Origin of the sequence: Isoptericola jiangsuensis (genome assembly GCF_048320105.1) — a bacterium.
Taxonomy (GTDB): domain Bacteria; phylum Actinomycetota; class Actinomycetes; order Actinomycetales; family Cellulomonadaceae; genus Isoptericola; species Isoptericola jiangsuensis_A.
In genome coordinates this window covers 2,707,649-2,726,775 of the sequence record NZ_CP182942.1, presented here as the reverse complement: position 1 = coordinate 2,726,775, position 19,127 = coordinate 2,707,649, and the positions used below count along the sequence as shown (strand labels likewise).

12 protein-coding genes and 1 pseudogene are annotated in these 19,127 nt (G+C 72.8%); 6 read left to right on the top strand and 7 right to left on the bottom strand.

Going from position 1 to position 19,127, the window contains the following annotated elements:
- Positions 1-10 precede the first annotated feature (10 nt).
- Complete coding sequence (locus tag ACNHYB_RS12490; RefSeq protein WP_418275667.1) at positions 11-3,772, bottom strand: ATP-binding protein; 3,762 nt, start codon at positions 3,770-3,772, stop codon at positions 11-13.
- On the opposite strand from ACNHYB_RS12490, the gene ACNHYB_RS12485 reads away from it, so the two are divergent.
- Positions 3,730-4,878 (top strand): NAD(P)H-quinone oxidoreductase, encoded by a 1,149-nt coding sequence (locus tag ACNHYB_RS12485; RefSeq protein WP_418275666.1) that lies wholly within the window; start codon positions 3,730-3,732, stop codon positions 4,876-4,878. The two genes, ACNHYB_RS12490 and ACNHYB_RS12485, sit on opposite strands and share 43 nt — an antisense overlap.
- Positions 4,879-4,919: 41 nt before the next feature.
- Here ACNHYB_RS12485 and ACNHYB_RS12480 read toward each other — a convergent pair whose 3' ends face one another.
- Positions 4,920-5,756 (bottom strand): EamA family transporter, encoded by an 837-nt coding sequence (locus ACNHYB_RS12480; protein WP_418278043.1) that lies wholly within the window; start codon positions 5,754-5,756, stop codon positions 4,920-4,922.
- Positions 5,757-5,979: 223 nt separating this feature from the next.
- On the opposite strand from ACNHYB_RS12480, the gene ACNHYB_RS12475 reads away from it, so the two are divergent.
- A complete protein-coding gene (locus ACNHYB_RS12475) occupies positions 5,980-6,414 on the top strand; it encodes a DUF805 domain-containing protein (protein WP_418275665.1) in 435 nt (144 codons plus the stop codon).
- 153 nt (positions 6,415-6,567) lie between these two features.
- Here ACNHYB_RS12475 and ACNHYB_RS12470 read toward each other — a convergent pair whose 3' ends face one another.
- From ACNHYB_RS12470 to ACNHYB_RS12460, 3 genes are all read right to left on the bottom strand, one after another.
- Positions 6,568-7,521, bottom strand: coding sequence for a carbohydrate ABC transporter permease (locus ACNHYB_RS12470; RefSeq protein ID WP_418275664.1), 954 nt, complete (start codon positions 7,519-7,521; stop codon positions 6,568-6,570).
- Positions 7,518-8,507, bottom strand: coding sequence for a carbohydrate ABC transporter permease (locus ACNHYB_RS12465; protein ID WP_418275663.1), 990 nt, complete (start codon positions 8,505-8,507; stop codon positions 7,518-7,520). The genes ACNHYB_RS12470 and ACNHYB_RS12465 overlap by 4 nt, the downstream gene beginning before the upstream one ends.
- Positions 8,508-8,578: 71 nt before the next feature.
- Complete coding sequence (locus tag ACNHYB_RS12460; RefSeq protein WP_418275662.1) at positions 8,579-9,973, bottom strand: ABC transporter substrate-binding protein; 1,395 nt, start codon at positions 9,971-9,973, stop codon at positions 8,579-8,581.
- Between the two features lie 322 nt (positions 9,974-10,295).
- Between ACNHYB_RS12460 and map the strand changes: the two genes are divergently transcribed.
- A complete protein-coding gene (gene map / locus ACNHYB_RS12455) occupies positions 10,296-11,078 on the top strand; it encodes a type I methionyl aminopeptidase (protein ID WP_418275661.1) in 783 nt (260 codons plus the stop codon).
- Between the two features lie 3 nt (positions 11,079-11,081).
- On the opposite strand, the gene ACNHYB_RS12450 is transcribed toward map, so the two are convergent.
- Both ACNHYB_RS12450 and serS read right to left on the bottom strand, forming a co-directional pair.
- Complete coding sequence (locus ACNHYB_RS12450) at positions 11,082-11,894, bottom strand: HAD family hydrolase (RefSeq protein ID WP_418275660.1); 813 nt, start codon at positions 11,892-11,894, stop codon at positions 11,082-11,084.
- Positions 11,895-11,897: 3 nt separating this feature from the next.
- Positions 11,898-13,165, bottom strand: a pseudogene (gene serS / locus ACNHYB_RS12445) (serine--tRNA ligase).
- Between the two features lie 147 nt (positions 13,166-13,312).
- Between serS and ACNHYB_RS12440 the strand changes: the two are divergent.
- The 3 genes from ACNHYB_RS12440 to ACNHYB_RS12430 are packed head-to-tail and all read left to right on the top strand — an operon-like array spanning position 13,313 to position 19,058.
- A complete protein-coding gene (locus ACNHYB_RS12440; RefSeq protein WP_418275659.1) occupies positions 13,313-14,536 on the top strand; it encodes a diacylglycerol kinase family protein in 1,224 nt (407 codons plus the stop codon).
- A 38-nt stretch (positions 14,537-14,574) separates the two neighbouring features.
- A complete protein-coding gene (locus tag ACNHYB_RS12435; RefSeq protein ID WP_418275658.1) occupies positions 14,575-16,026 on the top strand; it encodes a hypothetical protein in 1,452 nt (483 codons plus the stop codon).
- Positions 15,951-19,058 (top strand): hypothetical protein, encoded by a 3,108-nt coding sequence (locus tag ACNHYB_RS12430; protein WP_418275657.1) that lies wholly within the window; start codon positions 15,951-15,953, stop codon positions 19,056-19,058. Before ACNHYB_RS12435 ends, ACNHYB_RS12430 begins: the two co-directional genes overlap by 76 nt.
- The last annotated feature ends 69 nt before the right edge of the window (positions 19,059-19,127 follow it).

The following is a 19,127-nucleotide window of genomic DNA, read 5'->3' as shown; positions in this document are numbered from 1 at the left end:
TGCGCGCAGGTCACCGCTGGTGCGGAGCAGATCCATGGACATCATTCATCGTGAAGGCCCCATCCGTCGAGGCCCCGTCCTCCGTGACTTCCGAACGACCACGTGCTGTGGCGGACTGGAAGGCCGAGAGACGCGCGCGCAACTGCTCCGGGTCGCGCTCGATCCGTGCCGTGAAACGATCGTTCGACGCGACCTGCTCGGCGCTGCGGTTGCGGCGTGAGAGGCCCGGGCCGGCGGGGACCACGGTGGTGGGCTCATAGGTGGGCTCGGGATTGCTGGTCGTCACGTTTCCTTCCTGGAAGACACCCCGCTGCATGAGCGTCGACATCTCCTCGTAGAGGACCGCCGACGCCATCCACTCCGAGCGCGCCTCGACGGTGTCGTGCGTGTACGGGGAGTCCAACGGATCGGCGGGTCGGCCGCTCGTCGAGCGCAGGGGCAGCACTGATTCGCCGTAGCCCGTCGATCCGGCATAGGCGGTCGGCTCCGGCTCGTCGGCCCGCGCAGGCGCGGGCGCGGGCGCCGGCGCCGGGGCCGGTGTGGGGGCCACCTGCGCGTAGGGGACTTCCTCGACCGCGGGGGTCAGGTCCGCGGCCGGCGCGGGCGTCGACTCGGCGGGCGGGGCAGGTGTGGTGGAGGACTGCGGCGCCATCCACGACGGGTACGGCACCGACTCCGGCGTCGATCGGTCGGGGCCCGACGACGCCGGCCGCGGATCGAACGACTCGTCGAAGGCCGGAGCAGCGGCGGACGCCCAGCTCGGCTCGGCCTCGGGGACGAAGCGCTCGCCGAGCGGGTCGTTGCCGTCGAGCGATCCGATCGGCTGCGTCGAGTCCGCGACATCGTCCGGGGCGACCGCGTCGACGGCCGGCTTGCGGCCGAAGAGGCCGCGCTTGCGGCTGGTCGGAGCCTGACCGTCGCCCCGCTTGTTCGGCAGGTCCGACATGAGGTCCTCGAACGCCGGCAGCGCGGAGTATCCCTGCGACTCCTGCTCCTCCCGGGACTCGGGAGCCGACCCGGTCTCGGCGACCGGCTCGGACTCGACCGGGCGCACCGGCTCGGGCTCCGGGACGCGCGTCGGCTCGGGCGCCGGGACGCGCGTCGGCTCGGGCGCCGACTGCGAGGCCGCGTCGACGTCCGGCGCGGTGACGGGTGCGTGCTCGGCCGGGGACTCCTCGCCGAAGCTCGCCGGGAGGTCCGCCGGGTCGTCGGTGACGGCGTCGAGCTGGAGAGTGCTCTCCTGCGGGCTCTCCTCGAGTCGCTCCATGGACCGGAAGCTCGAGAACAGCCCGGTGCGCTGCTCGACACCGAGGGACTCCAGCGGGCTCTCGACGTCGGGCGCGATCAGCGGCATGGTCCCCGAGACGGCGGGCGGTTCGGTGCTCGACTGCGCGGACCGCTGCCGGCTCGGCAGCGAACGGCTCGGCAGCGACCCGCTCTGCGCGGCCACGTCGCTGGGCGGGCTCCACTGCGCGTCGAGCTCGGCCGGCAGCGAGGACTCGTCCAGCTCGGGGGTCGCGAGCGGCGGCAGCACGATGGCCTCGGTGGGCGTCTCGGTGTCGTTGCGGCGACGGCGCGGCATGCCGCTCGTCGTCGTGCCGTCGGTGAGCGCGTCGAGGTCGACCGCCTCCACGACCGGAGGTTCGGGCTCGGCCAGGCCGAAGCTCGAGGTGGTCGGGTGCGCCGACGCGGTCGGCGCCGCGCTGTCCGCGCTCGCCGAGGCGACGGGCGAGGGCTGCGGCCGGGCGACGGGGGCGTCGTCGGACGCGGTCGGCACGGGGGTCTCGGACACCGCGGGCGCCGTGCCCAGGGCCGCCACGGAGCGCTGCGTCGCCGCCTCCAGGGGGTCGGTCGGCTGCGGCAGGGGCACGGCCTCGTCGGCGAGGAACAGCTCGGGCGGGAAGACGACGGTCACGAGCGTGCCCTTGCCCTCGATCCCGGTGCTGAACTCGACCCGCGCGTTGAGGCGGGCCGCCAGGCGTCCGACGACGTAGAGGCCGAGGCGCTGGGCGCCGACGGCGTCCGACGCGGTCGACGAGCCGACGCGCACGTTGGCGTCGGCGATCTCCTGTGCCGACATCCCCAGGCCGTGGTCGCGCACCGCCACGACGACACCGCGGGCGTCCCGCGTGGTCGTCACCTCGACCGGGGTGTGCGGCTCGGAGAACATCGTCGCGTTCTCGAGCAGCTCGGCCAGCAGGTGCGCCGCGTTGAGCGCGTTGTGGCCCAGCATCTGCGGGTCGACCATCAGGTTCAGTCGGACCCGGTCGTACAGCTCGATCTCCGACGACGCCGTACGGATGACGTCGGAGACCGGCATCGGGTTGCGCACACGCCGACCGGAGTCGATGCCCGCGAGGACCAGCAGGGACTCCGCGTTGCGGCGCATCCGGGTCGCGAGGTGGTCCAGCCGGAAGAGGTTGGACAGCGTGCTCGGGTCCTCCTCGGAGCGCTCGAGGTCGTCGAGGAAGGCGAGCTGCCGGTTGAGCAGCACCTGGTCGCGGCGGGCGACGTTGACGAACATCTCCGCGATCGACCCACGGAGGGCGGCCTGCTCGCGGGCGACCTCCATCGTGGTCTCGTTCACCTCGTTGAACGCGTTGGCCAGGCGGCCGATCTCGTCGGACGACTCGACCGGGATCTGCACCAGCTCGATGGCGGGCGCCTGACCGGGGACGGCCATCTGCTCGACCATCTGGGGCAGGCGGTCACGGACCTCGGCGGTCGCCGTCGTCAGGCGACGCAGCGGCGTGACGATCCGGCGGGCGATGACGAGCGCGATCACGAGCGAGAGGAGCACGATGCCGAAGGTCGCCAGGATGGTGCCGATGGCCTGGTTCCGGGCGTTCGACGACAGGTCGGTCGCGTAGCCGACCGTCTCGGCCCGGACGTCGTCGCGGACCGGCTGCATCGCGGAGATCCACTCCTGGGAGAGCTCCGCGGCGCGGGCGGCCGCGGCCGGGTCGATGCTCGTCGGGCTCCAGAACTCGAGCGCGAACCGCAGGTCGTTGAGGTCCTCGGACAGCGCCGGCAGGTCGCCCATCCCGAGGTCGCTCAGCCGCTCCTGCGCCTCGCCGCGCAGCTCGTCGGTCTCCTTGATCGCGCTCACGACCCGCTGGGTGAGCTGCGTGTCGTAGACGGGGTTGTCCTCGTCCTTGAGGCGGGCCTGGGCGATGTCCGCGATGGCCAGCGAGATGAGCGGACGCTCGTAGGTGTTGGCCAGCATGGCGTCGTCCATGGCGATGTACGCGTTGAGCCGCTCCGACAGCCCGACGTCCTCGGCGGAGGCCGAGACGCTGCGCGGGACGTCGAGCGCGTTCTCGATGACGGCGGTGTACTGCTCGGTGGCCGCGGACTCCGAGATGGGGCTGTTCGCGACGCGGTCCTGGAGCTCGTCGAGCACGCTGCGGTCCGCGAGGGTCTTGTTGATCGCGTCCCGGACGTTGAGGCTCATGGCGCTCGTGTCGAGGTCGCGCAGCCGCTCGTTGCGGGCGTCGACGGCGATGTCGGTCTGCTCCTGCGCCTGCGCGAGGGCTTCCGCGGTGTCGGGCACACCCCTCAGGAACGCCATCGCGACGGCACGTTCCGTCGCCACGGCCGTTCCCGCCGCGTCCTGCAGCTCGAGGCTGTCGACCAGCTCGGACGTCTGACGAGCCTCGACCGCGTCCTGCGCGGCACCCCACGAGATGTAGGACGCCGCGAGCACCAGGACGAAGATCGGCACGGCGAGTGTCGCAAGGATCTTCCCGCGAACGCCCAACCTGCGGAGCATGGGGACCTCTCTCCATCACTGATCGTTCGGCGGCACGGGAGGGTCTTCCCCTCGCGCCGTCGGTGTACGCCGCAACCGCCTGGGACCGCTCCCTTGCTCGACATCGCGCGCGGGTAGGCTCAATCGGTGTGCGAGCGGTCACGATAACGGTCCAGGAGCCCTCAGGGAAACTCACCACGAGTCGGGCGGAACTTCGCGAACCGGACCAGGGCGAGGTCCTGGTCGAGGTCGCCTCCAGTGGCGTCAACCGTGCTGACCTGCTACAACGCGCCGGAAACTACCCTCCGCCGCCCGGCGCACCCGAGTGGCCGGGTCTCGAGATCTCCGGTATCGTCCGTCGGCTCGGGCCTGGCGTGTCCTCCCGGCGTGTCGGTGAACCGGTCCTCGCGCTCCTCGAAGGCGGTGGGTACGCCGACCACGTGGTGGTGCGCGCGAGCCAGACGATGCCCCTGCCCGCGGGGGTCCCGCTGGTGGACGCCGGCGGCCTTCCCGAGGCCGTGTGCACCACCTGGGCGAACGTCGTCGACGCCGGCCGCCTGCGGCCCGGGGAGACCCTGCTCGTCCACGGCGGGTCGGGGGGCGTGGGCAGCATCGCCGTCCAGGTCGGGGCCGCGCTCGGTGCGCGTGTCGTGACGACCGCGGGTGGCCCCGACCGTGCCGCCCGCTGCCGCGACCTCGGTGCCGACGTCGTCGTCGACCACCGCACCGAGGACGTCGTCGAGGCGGTCCGCGACGCCACCGGCGGGCGGGGTGCCGACGTCGTCCTCGACGTGCTGGGCGGCGGCGGCCTGCAGGACAACGTCCGAGCCCTCGCGCCCGGCGGCCGACTCGTCGTCATCGGGCTGCAGCGGGGCCGTCGCGGCGAGCTCGACCTCGGTGCGCTCATGGCGAAGCAGGCGGTCGTCACCGGCACCACGCTGCGCCCGCGCAGCGCCGACCAGAAGGCCCGTCTCGTCAGCGACGTCGTGGAGCACGTCTGGCCGATGATCGAGGCCGGGCAGGTCCGGCCGGTCGTGCACGCCCGGGTGCCGTTCGCCGACGCCGAGACGGCGCACACGCTGATGGAGTCGGGCGAGGTGTTCGGCAAGGTGCTCCTCATCCCCTGACGTCGTCCGCCGACGCGGTGCCCCGACGACCCGGCCGTCCCTCAGCGGCGGCCGGTCGCCGTCATCATGATGGCCCCGCTGATCAGGGCCAGCCCGACCAGCTCGGGCCAGGTCGGCAGCTGCTGCAGCACGACGGCCCCGACGACGGTCGCCGTCGCCGGCAGCATCGCCAGGAGCACGGAGAACGTCGCCGTCCCGACGCGCCGGAGCACCACCTGGTCCAGGACGTAGGGCACCACCGACGAGCACAGGGCGACGACGAGCAGGAAGCCGAGCAGCGCCACGTCCGGCACCACGACGGCCACCGAGGAACCGAAGAACGGCGCGAACACCAGCGCGCCCGCGACCATGCCGACCGCGAGCGCGTCGATCCCGCCGCCCGCCCCGGCCACACGCTTGCCGAGCACGATGTAGCCCGCCCAGCACGCCGCGGCCGTCAGCACGGCGACCAGGCCCACGACGACGTCGTCGCGCGGCAGGTCACCCTCCAGCGTGACGCCCGCGAGCAGCACGACGCCGAGGGCTGCCACGACGATCGCGCCACGCTCGCGCCAGCCCCGGCCGGTGACGGCGGCGACGGCGATCGGCCCGGTGAACTCGATGGCCACGGCCACGCCGAGCGGGAGGTGGTCGATCCCCACGTAGAAGACGATGTTCATCGCGGACAGCGCGATGCCGAACAGGGCGGCGACCAGCAGCTCGTGCCGCGTCCAGCGGCGGCGCCACGGGCGCCGCCAGGCGACGAGGACGACGGCGGCCAGCACGATCCGCCACCAGCTCACGGTGGGTGCACCGAGCGTGTCGAACAGCCCGACGGCCACCGCCGCCCCGAGATAGAGCGTCAGCCCCGAGACGACGAACAGGGCCGGCGCGGGCACCCGGTCGAGCGCCGGCACGCGCGTCGACGACGGCGGACCGGGCGGCACGGGGGCGGTCGCGTCGGGCACCTGGGGAGCCTACGTCCGCGGCGGGGCGAGACCGTCTCGCTGAACCGAGCGTGTGATGAAATCATGGCGAATGTCTGGACGCCACGTGGGCACAGACCCTATGTTCACGGTCCGTGGCACGCCTGTGCCGCGGCCCCACCTCGAAAGGCGCACCATGGGATTCGGCGAGGCCGTCACGTCCGTCCGCACCAACCTCACGACCTTCACCGGGCGGTCGCGACGCTCGGAGTTCTGGTGGTGGTACCTCTTCTGCGCCCTGGTGGGGCTCGGTGTCGGCATCGTGGCGGGGGCCATCAGCGGCATCATGGCCGCGATCGACGTCCCTGCCCTGACCTGGACCGTCGGTGTCGTCCTGGGTCTGGCGCTGCTGGCCCTGTGGGTGTACTTCTTCATCGCCACCCTGTCGGTGGCCGTGCGCCGCCTGCACGACCAGGACAAGTCCGGCCTGTTCCTGCTGCTGGCGTTCATCCCGGTCGTCGGCGCCATCGTCCTGCTCGTCTTCTGGCTGCTCGAGGGCACCCGGGGACCCAACCAGTACGGCGCCGACCCGCGCGGCGCCGTCGCTCCCGGGTACCCCGCCGGAGCCTGACCACGCCCGGATGCTCCGGCCGTCCCCCTCGGGGCGACGACGGAGCGAGGGGCTGCCCATGAACGGTGGGCGGAGGAGAACCTCCGCCCACCGTTCGTCGGCCTGGTGAGGCGCCGACGTGAGGTGCCGACCGGTGAGGTGCCGACCGGGTGATCAGCCCTTGACCGCCCCCGCCAGCATCCCGCGCACGAAGTACCGCTGCAGCGCGATGAACACGACCAGCGGCACGATCATCGAGATGAACGCACCGGCCGTCAGCAGGTGCCAGTCCCCGCCCCGGGAGCCCGCCAGCTCGGCCACGGCCACCGTCATCGGCTGGTAGGGGCGCGCCGCGAAGGTGAGGCCGACGAGCAGGTCGTTCCAGACCCACAGGAACTGGAAGATCCCGAACGAGGCGATCGCCGGCACGAGCAGCGGGAACAGGACGCGGAAGAAGATCTTGACGTGGCCTGCGCCGTCGACCCGCGCCGCCTCCACGAGCGACGGCGGGATGTCCCGCATGAAGTTGTGCAGCAGGAAGATCGCCAGCGGCAGGGCGAAGATCGAGTGGGAGAGCCACACCGTCCAGAAGGAGCCGTTGATCCCCCAGTCGACGTAGTCCGACAGCAGCGGGACGAGGGCGACCTGCAGCGGCACCACCTGCAGCGAGAACACCGCCACGAACAGCACCTCACGGCCCTTGAACGGGATCCACGCGAACGCGTAGGCCGCCAGCAGGGCCAGCGTGAGCGGGATGATCACCGCGGGGATGGTGATGACGAACGAGTTGACGAAGAACGTCGCCAGGTTCGAGGAGTTCCCGTAGAGCGCCTCGTTGTAGTTGTCGGCCGTGAACTCCGCCTCGCCGGTGAAGATGCCGGGGATGACGGTCCACCACCCGCTGTTGCGGATGTCGAGCTCGGGCCGCACGGAGGTGACGAGCAGGCCGATCGTGGGGATGGTCCACAGGATCGCCAGCAGGATCGCGATCCCGGACGCCCACGGCGAGCTCAGCCGGCCCTTGGTGGCGATGGCCCGCTTCTCGAGCCGGGACAGCTTGCGCGGGGGCGCCTGGGCGGCCGTGTCGTCGTCGACGGCGTGGGTGGGGACGGGCGTCGGGGTACTCATCGGATGTCCTCCGCCTTCCGCATCTGGCGCACGTTGTAGACGATGATCGGGACCACCAGGATGAACAGCACGACGGCCAGCGCCGCGGCGAGCCCCTGGTTGTTCTGCCGGAACGCCTGGGTGTAGAACTCGTTCGCCACGACCTGGGTGCCGAACTGCCCACCGGTCATGGTCCGGACGATGTCGAAGGCCTTGAGCGTCGCCATGGCGATCGTGGTCAGCACGACGACGAGGGCGGGACGGATGCTCGGCACCGTGATGTACCGGAACATCTGCATCCCGTGCAGGCCGTCCAGGCGGGCCGCCTCGACGATGTCGTCGGGGATGGCCTTGATGGCGGCGGACAGCACGGTCATGGCGAAACCGGTCTGGATCCAGATCATCACGACGATGAGGAACCCGGTGTTCCACGGCTGCCCGATGAGGAACTGCTGCGGCGGCAGCCCGAGCCAGACCAGCACCTGGTTGAGCAGACCGATCTGCTGGATGCCGGCCTGGTCGGGCCGGAACTCGTAGACGAATCCCCAGATGATGGACGCGCCGACCATGGAGATCGCCATCGGGATGAAGACGAGCGCCTTGGCGAGCTTCTCGAACCGGGTGCGGTCCACCAGGACGGCGTAGACCAGCCCGATGACGGTGCTCAGCAGCGGCGCAAGGACGACCCAGGCCGCTGTCACCAGCAGCACCTTCTGGAACTGCGGCGTGGTGAACGCCGTCACGTAGTTGTCGAGCCCGACGAACTCGGTGCTGTTGCGGTTGAGGAACGAGTTCCACAACGTGATCCCGGCGGGACGCAGCAGCCCGTAGGCGAGGAAGGCGAGCGGCAGACCGACGAACCCGAGCGCGACGAGCCAGTTGGGGATGCGCTTCGGTCGGTCCACGGCGAAGAGGACGATGCTCATGATCGCGACGAACAGCAGGATCGCCACGAACATGACGAGGAACTTCTCGGCGGGGTTGGACGGCTCCAGCAACCAGGACACGGGTGACCTCCTTCAGGGACGGCGCGGCCGGTCCGGGACGCCTCGGGCGCCCCGGACCGGCCGCGGACGGATCACTCGGGCCAGGAGCTCTCGATCGTGTCCACGACCTCCTGGGTGTCCGAACCGGTCAGCCAGTTGACGATCCCGGTCCAGAACGTGCCCGCACCGACGTCGCCGGGCATCAGGTCGGAACCGTCGAACGCGATGACGGCGTTCTCGTCGGCCAGGGTCTCCCAGGCGAGCTGGTCGAACTCGGTCTGCAGGTTCTCCGGGTCGAGGCCCGTGTTCGCGCTGACCCAGCCGCCGTCGGGCGTGGCCATGGCCTTCTCGTTGGCCCAGTCGTCGCTGGAGAGGAAGGTCTGGAAGGCCTGCACCTCGGGACGGTCGTCGAACGCCGCCACGAACTCGCCGCCGCCGAGGACCGGCTTGATGTCCGTCTGGTCGGTCGGCAGGTAGAACGCGAAGACGTCACCGTCGGAGGCGACCTCCGTGCCGGACGGCCACTGCGTCTGGTAGAAGTTCGCCGCCCGGTGCAGCCAGCAGTTGCCGTCCAGGATGGGGAACCCGGCGTCCGTCCACGGGGACGTGGCGATGGAGTCGACCCCACCGAGCCCGGCGTTCACGTAGGCGTCGTTCTTGAGGATCTCCCCGGTGGTGTCCCACGCCTCGACGATCTGCGGGTCGTTGAAGGGGATCTCGTGGGTGTACCACTGCTCGTAGACGTCGGGACCGGCGGTCCGCAGGACGACGTCCTCGATCCAGTCGGTGCCCGGCCAGCCGGTGGCGTCACCGGACTCGACACCGGCGCACCAGGGCAGGGTCTCCTGGTCCGAGGCGATGGTCTCGGTGAGCGCCATGAGGTCGCTCCACGTCTCGGGGATCTCGTAGCCGGCGTCGGCGAACATCTGCGGGGAGTACCAGACGAACGACTTGGCGTTCGCGCCGAGCGGGGCCGCGTAGAACGTGTCGTCGACGGTGCCGTAGCCCTTCCACGTCTCCGAGAAGAACTCGTCGACGTTGGCCACGGTCGCGTCGGGGGCCGGGACGATGGCGTCCGGGTAGTCGTTGACGATCGTGTTGAGCAGACCCGGCTGGGGCAGGTAGGCGATGTCCGGGGCGTTGCCCGCCTGGACGCGCACCAGGAGCTGCGCCTCGAACTCGCGGGAACCCTCGTAGTTCACCGTGACGCCCGTGCACTCCTCGAACGCGTCGTAGGACGCCTCCTGGGTGGCCTGCTCGGGCTCGACGATCGAGGTGTAGACGCTCACCTCGGTGCCCTCGAGGTCGCCGAACTCCTCGTAGTCGGCGCAGTCGACCATCGACTCCATGGCCTCGCCGGACTCCTCGTCGGTGCCGACGCCGCCCTCACCGTCGGGGTCGCTGCAGCCGGCAAGGATGAGCGCGAGGCTCGCTGCGCCCGCGAGGACGACACCTCCGCGCCGTCGTGTCGTCGTGCTTCTGGTCATGCCAACCCCTCCACTGCGTCGTGTGGTCACCGACGACGGTCGCCGTCGACCTGGGCGAGTCCCTGGTCCACTTTGTCCCGGACAGGTCGATCTCGCACCCTTTGTAAAGCAGACCGCAACGTTGCTGAGAGCGCAACCGGACAAGCGGTGTCCCAGGATCACGATGCGGTGACGATCCACGCGCCCGAAAGCGTCGCGATCCGCGGCACGAGCCTGCCGTGATCCGTGCCACGCCCCCTGCCACGACCCCTGCCACGAGCCGTGCCGCAATTCATGACACCCTGTAGCCAGCACCCCCGGACCGGACCCTGGAAGGACACCCATGATCGAGCTGAGGACCCCGCGCGAGGTCGAGGAGATGCGGCCCGCCGGGCGGTTCGTGGGCGAGACGCTCACCGCCGTGCGCGAGGCCGCCAGGCCGGGCGTCAACCTTCTCGAGCTCGACGAGCTGGCCCACCGGCTGATCAAGCAGCGCGGCGCGGAGTCCTGCTACATCGACTACCACCCGTCGTTCGGGGCCAGCCCCTTCGGCAAGGTCATCTGCACCTCGGTGAACGACGCCGTCCTGCACGGCCTGCCCCACGACTACACGCTCGTCGACGGCGACCTGCTCAGCATCGACTTCGCCGTCGCGGTGGACGGCTGGGTGTCCGACTCCGCCCTGTCGTTCGTCGTCGGCGAGCCCACCACCACCGAGCGCGGCGAGGCCGACACGAAGCTCATCCGCACCACCGAGCTCGCCCTCGACGCCGGCATCGCCGCGGCGCAGCCCGGCGGCAAGATCGGCGACATCTCCGCGGCGATCGCCGCGGTCGCCCGCGAGGCGGGGTACTCCATCAACACCGACTTCGGCGGCCACGGCGTCGGGCGCACCATGCACGGAGACCCGCACGTGCCCAACGACGGGCGCGCCGGGCGCGGCTACCCCCTGCGACCGGGCCTCGTCATCGCCATCGAGCCGTGGTTCCTGGAGACCACCGACGAGATCTACACCGACGACGACGGCTGGACCCTGCGCTCGGCCGACGGCTCGCGCGGCGCGCACAGCGAGCACACCGTGGCGATCACCGCCGACGGCCCGCTGGTCCTGACCGCCCGCGACTGAGCCTCACCCGAGGAGGGCGCGCAGCACCGTCGCTGCGCCGTCCTCGTCGATCGTGCCCGTGACCTCGTCCGCCGCGCCGCGCACGACGTCGTCGGCGTGGCCCATCGCCACCCCGCGCGCGGCCCAGCGCAGCATCTCGAGGTCGTTGCGGCCGTCACCCAGAGCGAGCGTGCGGTGCGGCTGGACGTGGGTGCGGCGTCGGACCTGCTCCAGCGCCGTCGCCTTGGAGACGCCGAGCGGCGCGAGGTCCATCCAGGCGCTCCACCCCACGGCGTAGGTGACGTCGTCGAGCCCGAGGTGATCCACCAGCTCGTGGAACCGCTCGGACGTGGACTCCGGGCTGCGCACGATCACCCGGGTCACCTCCGTGGCCCACAGCTCCTCCAGCGGCACCACGACGTGCACGCCCTCCAGCTCGCCCTCCGGGAAGCTGTCGGTCATCCGGAAGCCCACGCCGAGGTCCTCGACCGCGTAGAGCGCGTCCGGGAGCTCGTGACGCAGCACGCTGAGCGCCGGCTGCGGGTCGAACGTGACGACGTCCTGCGCGACCCAGCCCTGCGGCAGGTCCCAGTCGAGCCGGACCGTCACCGCACCGTTCGAGCACACCATCCAGCCGGACCCGATCCCCAGGTGCTCCGCGACGGGCAGCATCGAGATCAGCGAACGCCCCGAGGCGAGCACCACCTCGTGGCCGGCGTCCCGCACGGCGCGGACGGCGTCGTGCACCACCGGCGCCATCACGCCGTCGTAGGACAGCAGCGTGCCGTCGATGTCGAGCGCGACCAGGTACCGGTCGCCGCCGCCCTCGGTCGCCACCGGTCAGCGCACCGGCTCGAGGACCTCGAGCCCGCCCAGGTAGGGCCGCAGGCCCTCCGGGACGCGGACCGAGCCGTCGGGCTGCTGGTGGTTCTCCAGGATCGCGACGATCCAGCGCGTGGTGCCCAGCGTGCCGTTGAGCGTCGCGACGGTGCGCGTGCCGTCCTGCGTGCGCTCGCGCACGTTCATGCGGCGCGCCTGGAAGGTGGTGCAGTTGGACGTCGAGGTCAGCTCCAGGTAGCGCTCCTGGCTGGGCAGCCACGCCTCGCAGTCGAACTTGCGGGCCGCCGACGTGCCGAGGTCGCCCGCGGCCGTGTCGATGACGCGGTAGGGCAGCTCGACCTTCGCCAGCATCGCCTCCTCCCAGGCGAGGAGACGCTCGTGCTCGGCCGCGGCGTCCTGCACCGAGCAGTAGCTGAACATCTCCACCTTCTGGAACTGGTGCACGCGGATGATGCCCCGCACGTCCTTGCCGTGCGAGCCCGCCTCGCGGCGGTAGCAGGCGCTCCACCCGGCGTACCGCTGCGGGCCGTCGGACAGGTCGATGATCTCGTCGCCGTGGTAGCCCGCGAGCGCCACCTCCGAGGTGCCGACCAGGTAGAGGTCGTCGCGCTCCAGGCGGTAGATCTCGTCGGCGTGCTCGCCGAGGAACCCGGTGCCGCGCATCGTGTCCGGGGTGACGAGCGTCGGGGTGATCATCGGGGTGAACCCGGCCTGGAGGGCCTGGTCGATCGCCGCGTTGAGGATCGCGAGCTCGAGGCGCGCGCCGACGCCGGTGAGGAAGTAGAACCGCGAGCCGGAGACCTTCGCGCCGCGAGCGGTGTCGATCGCGCCGAGACCCTCGCCGATCTCCAGGTGGTCGCGCGGGGCGAAGCCCTCGGCGGCGAAGTCCCGCGGCGTGCCGACGTGCTTGAGCTCCACGAAGTCGGCCTCGCCCCGGGGGGCGCGCCCTCGACGACGTTGGGGATCCGGTACAGCAGCGCGTCGAGCTCGGCCTCGGCGTCGTTCGCGGCCGCCTGGTGGCTCTTGACCTGCTCCGAGAGCTCCTTGGTGCGGGCGAGCATAGCCGACTTCTCGTCGCCCGAGGCCTGGGCGACCTGCTTGCCCATGGCCTTCTGCTCCGCGCGCAGCGACTCGTACTCCGCCAGGGAGGTCCGTCGTCGGGAGTCCGCGGAGATCGCCGCGTCCACGAGGGAGGTGTCCGCGCCGCGGGCCTGCTGGCTCGCACGGACGACGTCGGGCTGGTCACGCAGGAGGCGGATGTCGATCACCCGGCCAGCCTATCGGTCCGGGTTCCCGGGCCACCCGTGGTTTCCCGGCTCAGGGTCTCCCGGGCCGCCGCACGGTTCGGGTGCTCTCGGACCGGTCGGGTGGAGCGGCAGGTCGCGGTGGTGGGCGTTTCGCCCTATGTTGCGGACATGCCATGGGAGCTGATCGTCGGGATCGTCGCACTTGTCGTCGGCCTCGCCGCGCTCGCACTCTCGCTCGTCCTGCTGCGGCGGCACCGCCCGTCGTCCGCGCCGGCTCCCGCCGCGCCGGCCGCGGCACGGCCCGCCGGACCGCAGGTCGCCGTCGTCGTCAACCCCTCCAAGGAGCACACGCGGCAGGTCGCCGCGACCGTGCGTCGCATGGCGGCGGAGGCCGCCCTGCCGGAACCGCGGTTCTACGACACCACCGTGGAGGACCCGGGCACCGGCCAGGCCCAGGAGGCGCTGGCGGACGGCGCCGACATCGTGGTCGCCGCGGGTGGCGACGGCACCGTCCGGGCGGTCGCCGACGGCATGGTCGGGACCGGCCGACCGATGGGCATCATCCCCGCCGGCACCGGCAACCTGTTGGCACGCAACCTCGACCTGCCGCTGACCGACATCGAGGACGCGTTCGCGATCGTCCTCGGCGGGATCGACCGCACCATCGACGTCGGTCGTCTGCGGGTCACCGAGCGCCCCGCCGACGACGAGTCGGCGGACGACGGTTCCGACGACGCCTCTCCCGACGACGGCACTTCCGACGACGGCACTTCCGACGACGGCACTTCCGACGACGGCGCTTCCGACGGTGCGGCTCGGACGGCGGACGACGAGCGGGCGCACGACGCACCCGCCGAGGAGCCCGCCCACCTGTTCCTCGTCATCGCAGGCCTCGGGTTCGACGCCGCGATGGTCGCCGACGCCGACGACGTCCTCAAGGCGAAGATGGGCTGGGTCGCCTACTTCCTCGCCGGGGCACGCCACCTGCACGGCCGCCGGCTGCACGCCCGCATCACCGTGGACGACCTGCCCCCGGTCGAGGCTCGCCTGCGCACCATCATGGTCGGCAACTGCGGCCGGCTGCCGGGGGGCATCACGCTGCTGCCCGACGCCCTCATCGACGACGGCGTGCTCGACATCGCCGCCATCGACACCCGCGGCGGCCTGGCCGGGTGGGCGCAGCTCTTCGGGGAGGTCGTCGCCCAGGGGATGGGCATGCAGAACGACCTCAAGATGAAGATCGGCCGCATCGACCACGCCCGCGCCCGCCGGGCCACGATCCGTGTCGAGGGCGGCGAGCAGGCCCAGGTCGACGGCGACGTCCTCGGACGCGCCCTCGAGGTGGAGACCTGGGTGGAGCCCGGTGCACTCGTCGTGCGCACCACCGCCTGAGAGCCCGCCCGCAGGTCGGCGCCGCATAGGCTGACCGCGTGCGTCACCCCGTCCGTCCCCTCGCCGTCGTCCTCGGCCTGCTCTGCGCCCTGGCGCTGAGCCTGCTGCCGACCGCCGCGCACGCCGACGACACCGAGACACCCACCGACACCCCCCTGGTGCTCGCGGGGGTCGCGGGACTGCAGTGGACCGACGTCGACGCCGCCCGCACCCCGAACCTGTGGCGGCTCGTGGGCGGCGGGTCTGTCGCGTCCGTGTCCGTGCGCACCCTGACCCCCACCTGCCCCCGCGACGCCTGGCTGTCCCTGTCCGCCGGCAGCCGCGTCGTCACCGACGACGCCCAGGACCCGCAGGCCGGCGACGACGACAGCGGCGACGACAGCGAGGGCGACGGCGACGGCGAGACCGAGCAGACCCTCACCTCGTGCCCGCCGCTGCCCGTGCCGCCCGGCTCGACCACGCCCGAACCCACCCGCGTACCCGGCTGGTCGACCCTCGTCGACGACGAGGAGCTCCCCACCAGCGCCTCCCCCGGCGCCCTCGGTGCGCTGGCCGAGACGGTCGGCACCTGCACGACGGCGGCCGGACCGGGCGGAGCGCTCGCGCTCGCCGACCCCGACGGCGACGTCGAGCGCTACGTCACCGACGCGGCCGACCTCACGGACGTGGACGTCGCCGCCTGCCCGGTGACGGTGGTCGACCTCGGCGAGCTGCCCGACACCGCCGCGGAACGCATCGACGCCGTCGCCGAGGTGGACGACGCCGTGGGACGTCTCGCCGACCTCCTGCCCGACGGCGGCCGGCTCGTCGTCGCCGGGCTCGCCGACACCCCCCTCGGGCCCGCCGACCTCCAGGTCGTCGTCGACTGGACCGCGCCGGGCGGGTCCGCGACCTGGCTGAGCTCGACGTCGTCCCGCTGGCCGGGCGTGGTCGTCACCGGCGACCTGTCCGCCACGCTCGCGGACGCGCTCCTGCAGGAGGCGGACCCGCAGGGCGGGCAGGACGAGCAGGACGAGCAGTACGAGCAGGACGAGGCGGTGACCGAGGCGGCCGCGGCGTTCACCGGGTCGCCCCTGCAGCGCGGGGAGGACCGCCGGCTCAGCGTCGCGCGCACCGTGGAGAACCGGCAGTACCTGTCCGTCCTCACCGAGACGCTGCCGCGCATGACCCCCGTCCTCGTGGGGGCGATGGCGCTGGCCGTCGTCGCCGTCGTCGTCTCCCTCGGGCTGTCCCGGCGGCGCACGCCCACCGGTCACGGCACGCGGCTCGCGCTCGCCACCCTCGTCGTGGCGGCCGTCGTGCCCGTCGCCGCGACCCTCGCCACGCTGACCCGCTGGTGGGTCGGGCCGGCGCCCGTGACCGTGCTGTCCCTGGCGGTCGCCGGCATCGCGCTGCTCGTCGCGGCGGCGGCCTGGTGGGCACGGCTGCTGCTCCCCCGTCCCGGTGGCGTCTGCCCACGACGCTCGCGGCGGCCACGTGGATCGTGCTGACCGTCGACGGACTGACCGGCACCACCCTGCAGCAGGGCTCGCTGCTCGGCCCCGCCCCGTCGCTCGGCGCACGGTTCTACGGCTTCTCCAACACGGTGTTCGCGATCTACGCCGTGGTCGGTCTCGTCCTCGCGGGCGGCACCGTCGCGATCCTGCGCGCCGCCGGCGCCCGCCGGCGCACCCAGGTGCTCGCGGCGTCCGCGGTGGCGGCCGTGACGGTGGTCGTCGACGGGCTGCCCCCGTTCGGCGCCGACCTGGGCGGCATCCTCGCACTGGTCCCGGCGTTCGGCGTGCTGGTGCTCGGCGTCGCGGGCGTCCGGATCACCTGGAGGCTCGTGCTGCTCGTCGGCGGCCTCGCCGTCGGGATCGTGGCCGTCGTCGCGATCGTCGACTGGGCGGTGCCGCCCGCCACGCACCTGGGCGGGTTCGTGCAGTCCGTGCTCGACGGCGCCGCCTGGCAGGTGCTGGCCGGCAAGGCCGGCGGCGCGTGGGCGACGGTCGCCAACCCCGTCGGAGCGCTCGCCGCCGTGGTCTGCGTCGTGACGGCCTGGGCCGTGCTCGACCCGCGCCGGGCACGGCTGGAGCGCCTGGCGGCCGCCTACGACGCCGACCCCCTGCTGCGCCGCACCGTCGTCGCCGTCGTCACCGTCGGCGTCGTCGGCACGCTGCTCAACGACTCGGGTGTCGTCGTCGCCGGGTACGTCGTCCTGATGTCGGTGCCGCTGCTGCTCGCCGGCGCCCTGGAGGCGCGCCTGACCGACGCCCCCGGTGGCGGTCGCGGCACCGCCCGGCACCTGGCCGGCGTGGCCGCCGCGCTCGTGATCGCGATGCAGCTCGGCGGTGTCGCGCTGCCCGCCTCCGGGCTCTCCCACGCCGGCGACGTCACCACGGGCGGCGACCCCGTCCTGACCGACGACGAGCCCGTGGTGGTCGTCGGGACCGAGGGCGTCCGCTGGGAGGACGTCTCCCCGGCCGCCACCCCCACCCTGTGGAACATGCTGCGCGACGGCGGGAGCGCGGGCGGGGTGACCGCCGCCGTCACCGGGGCGTCCGGCGACTGCTCCGCCGCGGGCTGGCTCGGGTTGTCGTCCGGGCGCAGCCCGGTGACCGGTGAGGTCGTCGACGGCACCTGGACGTGCGCGCCCTGGGAGGTGGACGCCGACGGTGCGGACGAGGGTGCGGACGAGGGTGCCGGGCCTGCGGCCGTCGAGGGCTGGGACGAGCTCGCCGCGCTGCAGTCGTCGTCGGAGTACCGGCCACGGCTGGGTGTCCTCGGCGACACGTTCGCCGCGGGCGGCATCTGCACCACCGCCGTCGGCCCCGGCGCCGCGCTCGCCCTGGCCACCGGCGACGGACAGGTCGCCCGCTACCGCGACCTGGACGCCGCGCTCGCGGACCCGGCGGACGCGTTCTCCTGCCCCGTGACGTTCGTCGACGCCGGGGCAGCCCCGTACCACCCCGGCGGGAACGGCTCCGGGAACCGGACCGTGCCCGACGACGCGACCGGCGACGGCGCGCTGCGCCAGGAGGCCCTGCGGGCCGTGGACTCCCGCGTGCGCCAGGTCCTGGCCGCGGCGCCGCAGGACGTCACCGTCCTGGTGACGGACGTCGGCAACCCCGCTCCCACGCGCCCCGCGCTCGGTGTCGGGATCGTGCGCGCCGACGCGGAGGCCGCGCCGTCGTACCTGGCGTCGGCGTCCACGCGCTGGCTGGGCGTGGTCCGCCTGCTCGACCTCCCGCCGTCCCTGGTGGAGGACTTCGGCCTGGCCCGCCCGACCGAGTTCTCCGGCGCGCCGATCGGCCTCGCCGACCAGCGGCCGAGCAGCACCGGTACGACGGTGCGCGACCTGTCCGCGCTCACGGAGCGCGACCACTCGCTGCGGGTCGTGACGGGCACGGTCACGGGGGTGCCGACGTACGTCGCGCTCGTGGCGTTCGCGCTGGTGGCGCTCGTCCTGCCGCGGGTACGACGACGGCGTCCGGCCCGCGTGGTGGCGGTGTGGACGCGGTCGCTGGAGGCGGTGCTGCTGGTGTGCGCCGCGGTCCCGGCGGCGTCGTTCCTCATGACGACCTGGTCGTGGTGGCGCCTGCCGGACCCGACGGCGGGGCTCTGGCTGGCGCTGGCCGGGGGCACCCTGCTGGTCGCGACCGTGGGGACGCTCGCGTCCCGCCGCCCGGCCTGGGGCGGCACGGTGCTCGTCGCGAGCGTGACGTTCGTGGTGCTCACGGTCGACGCGGTGCTCGGCACTCCCCTGCACCGGGGCAGCCCGCTGGGTGCCGCACCGACGCTGGGCGGCCGGTTCTACGGCTTCGGCAACCCGACGTACTCGGTGTACGCGGTCGTGGCGGTGCTGTGCGCGGCGGGGCTGGCGTCCCTCGTCGCCCGCCGCTGGAACCGGGTGGCCGCCGCGGTCACGGCGAGCGTGATCGGCGTGGTGACCCTCGTGGTGACCGTGTGGCCCACGTTCGGCGTCGACGTCGGCGGCGGGCTGGTGCTCGTCCCGGTGTTCGCGGTCGTCGTGCTGGCGGTGCTCGGCGCACGTCTCACCTGGCAGCGGCTGCTGGTGGCCGGCGGTGCGGGCGTGCTGCTGGTCGCCGTGATCGGCGTCCTGGACTGGCTGCGGCCCGCGGACGAACGCTCCCACCTGGGCGCGTTCGTGCAGTCCGTGATCGACGGGACGGCGTTCGAGACGGTGTGGCGCAAGGCCGGCTACGCCCTGCGGTCCCTCGACGCGGGACCGCCCGCCTGGCTGTCCCTGGCCGTGCTCGTGGGCGTCGTGCTCGTGCTGTGGGGCGGCCGCCGGTTCCGTGCCCGCTGGCTTGAGCAGGCGGAGGACGCCTGGCCGCTGCTGCGGGCGGTGCTCGTGGCGATGCTGGTCGCCGGCGTCGGGGGTGCGCTCGTCAACGACTACGGCATCCGCGTGGTGACGATCATGCTGTTCCCGGCCGTGCCGATGATCGGGCTTCTCGTCCTGCGGGCGGGCCTGACGGACGAGCCGTCGGAGCGTATCGTCACCGATCGCGCTCACTGACCTGCGGCCCCGCCCGTCCGGACGTCGGCGAGCACGGCGACGCGCCGATGACGCGGGAATCATCACGGC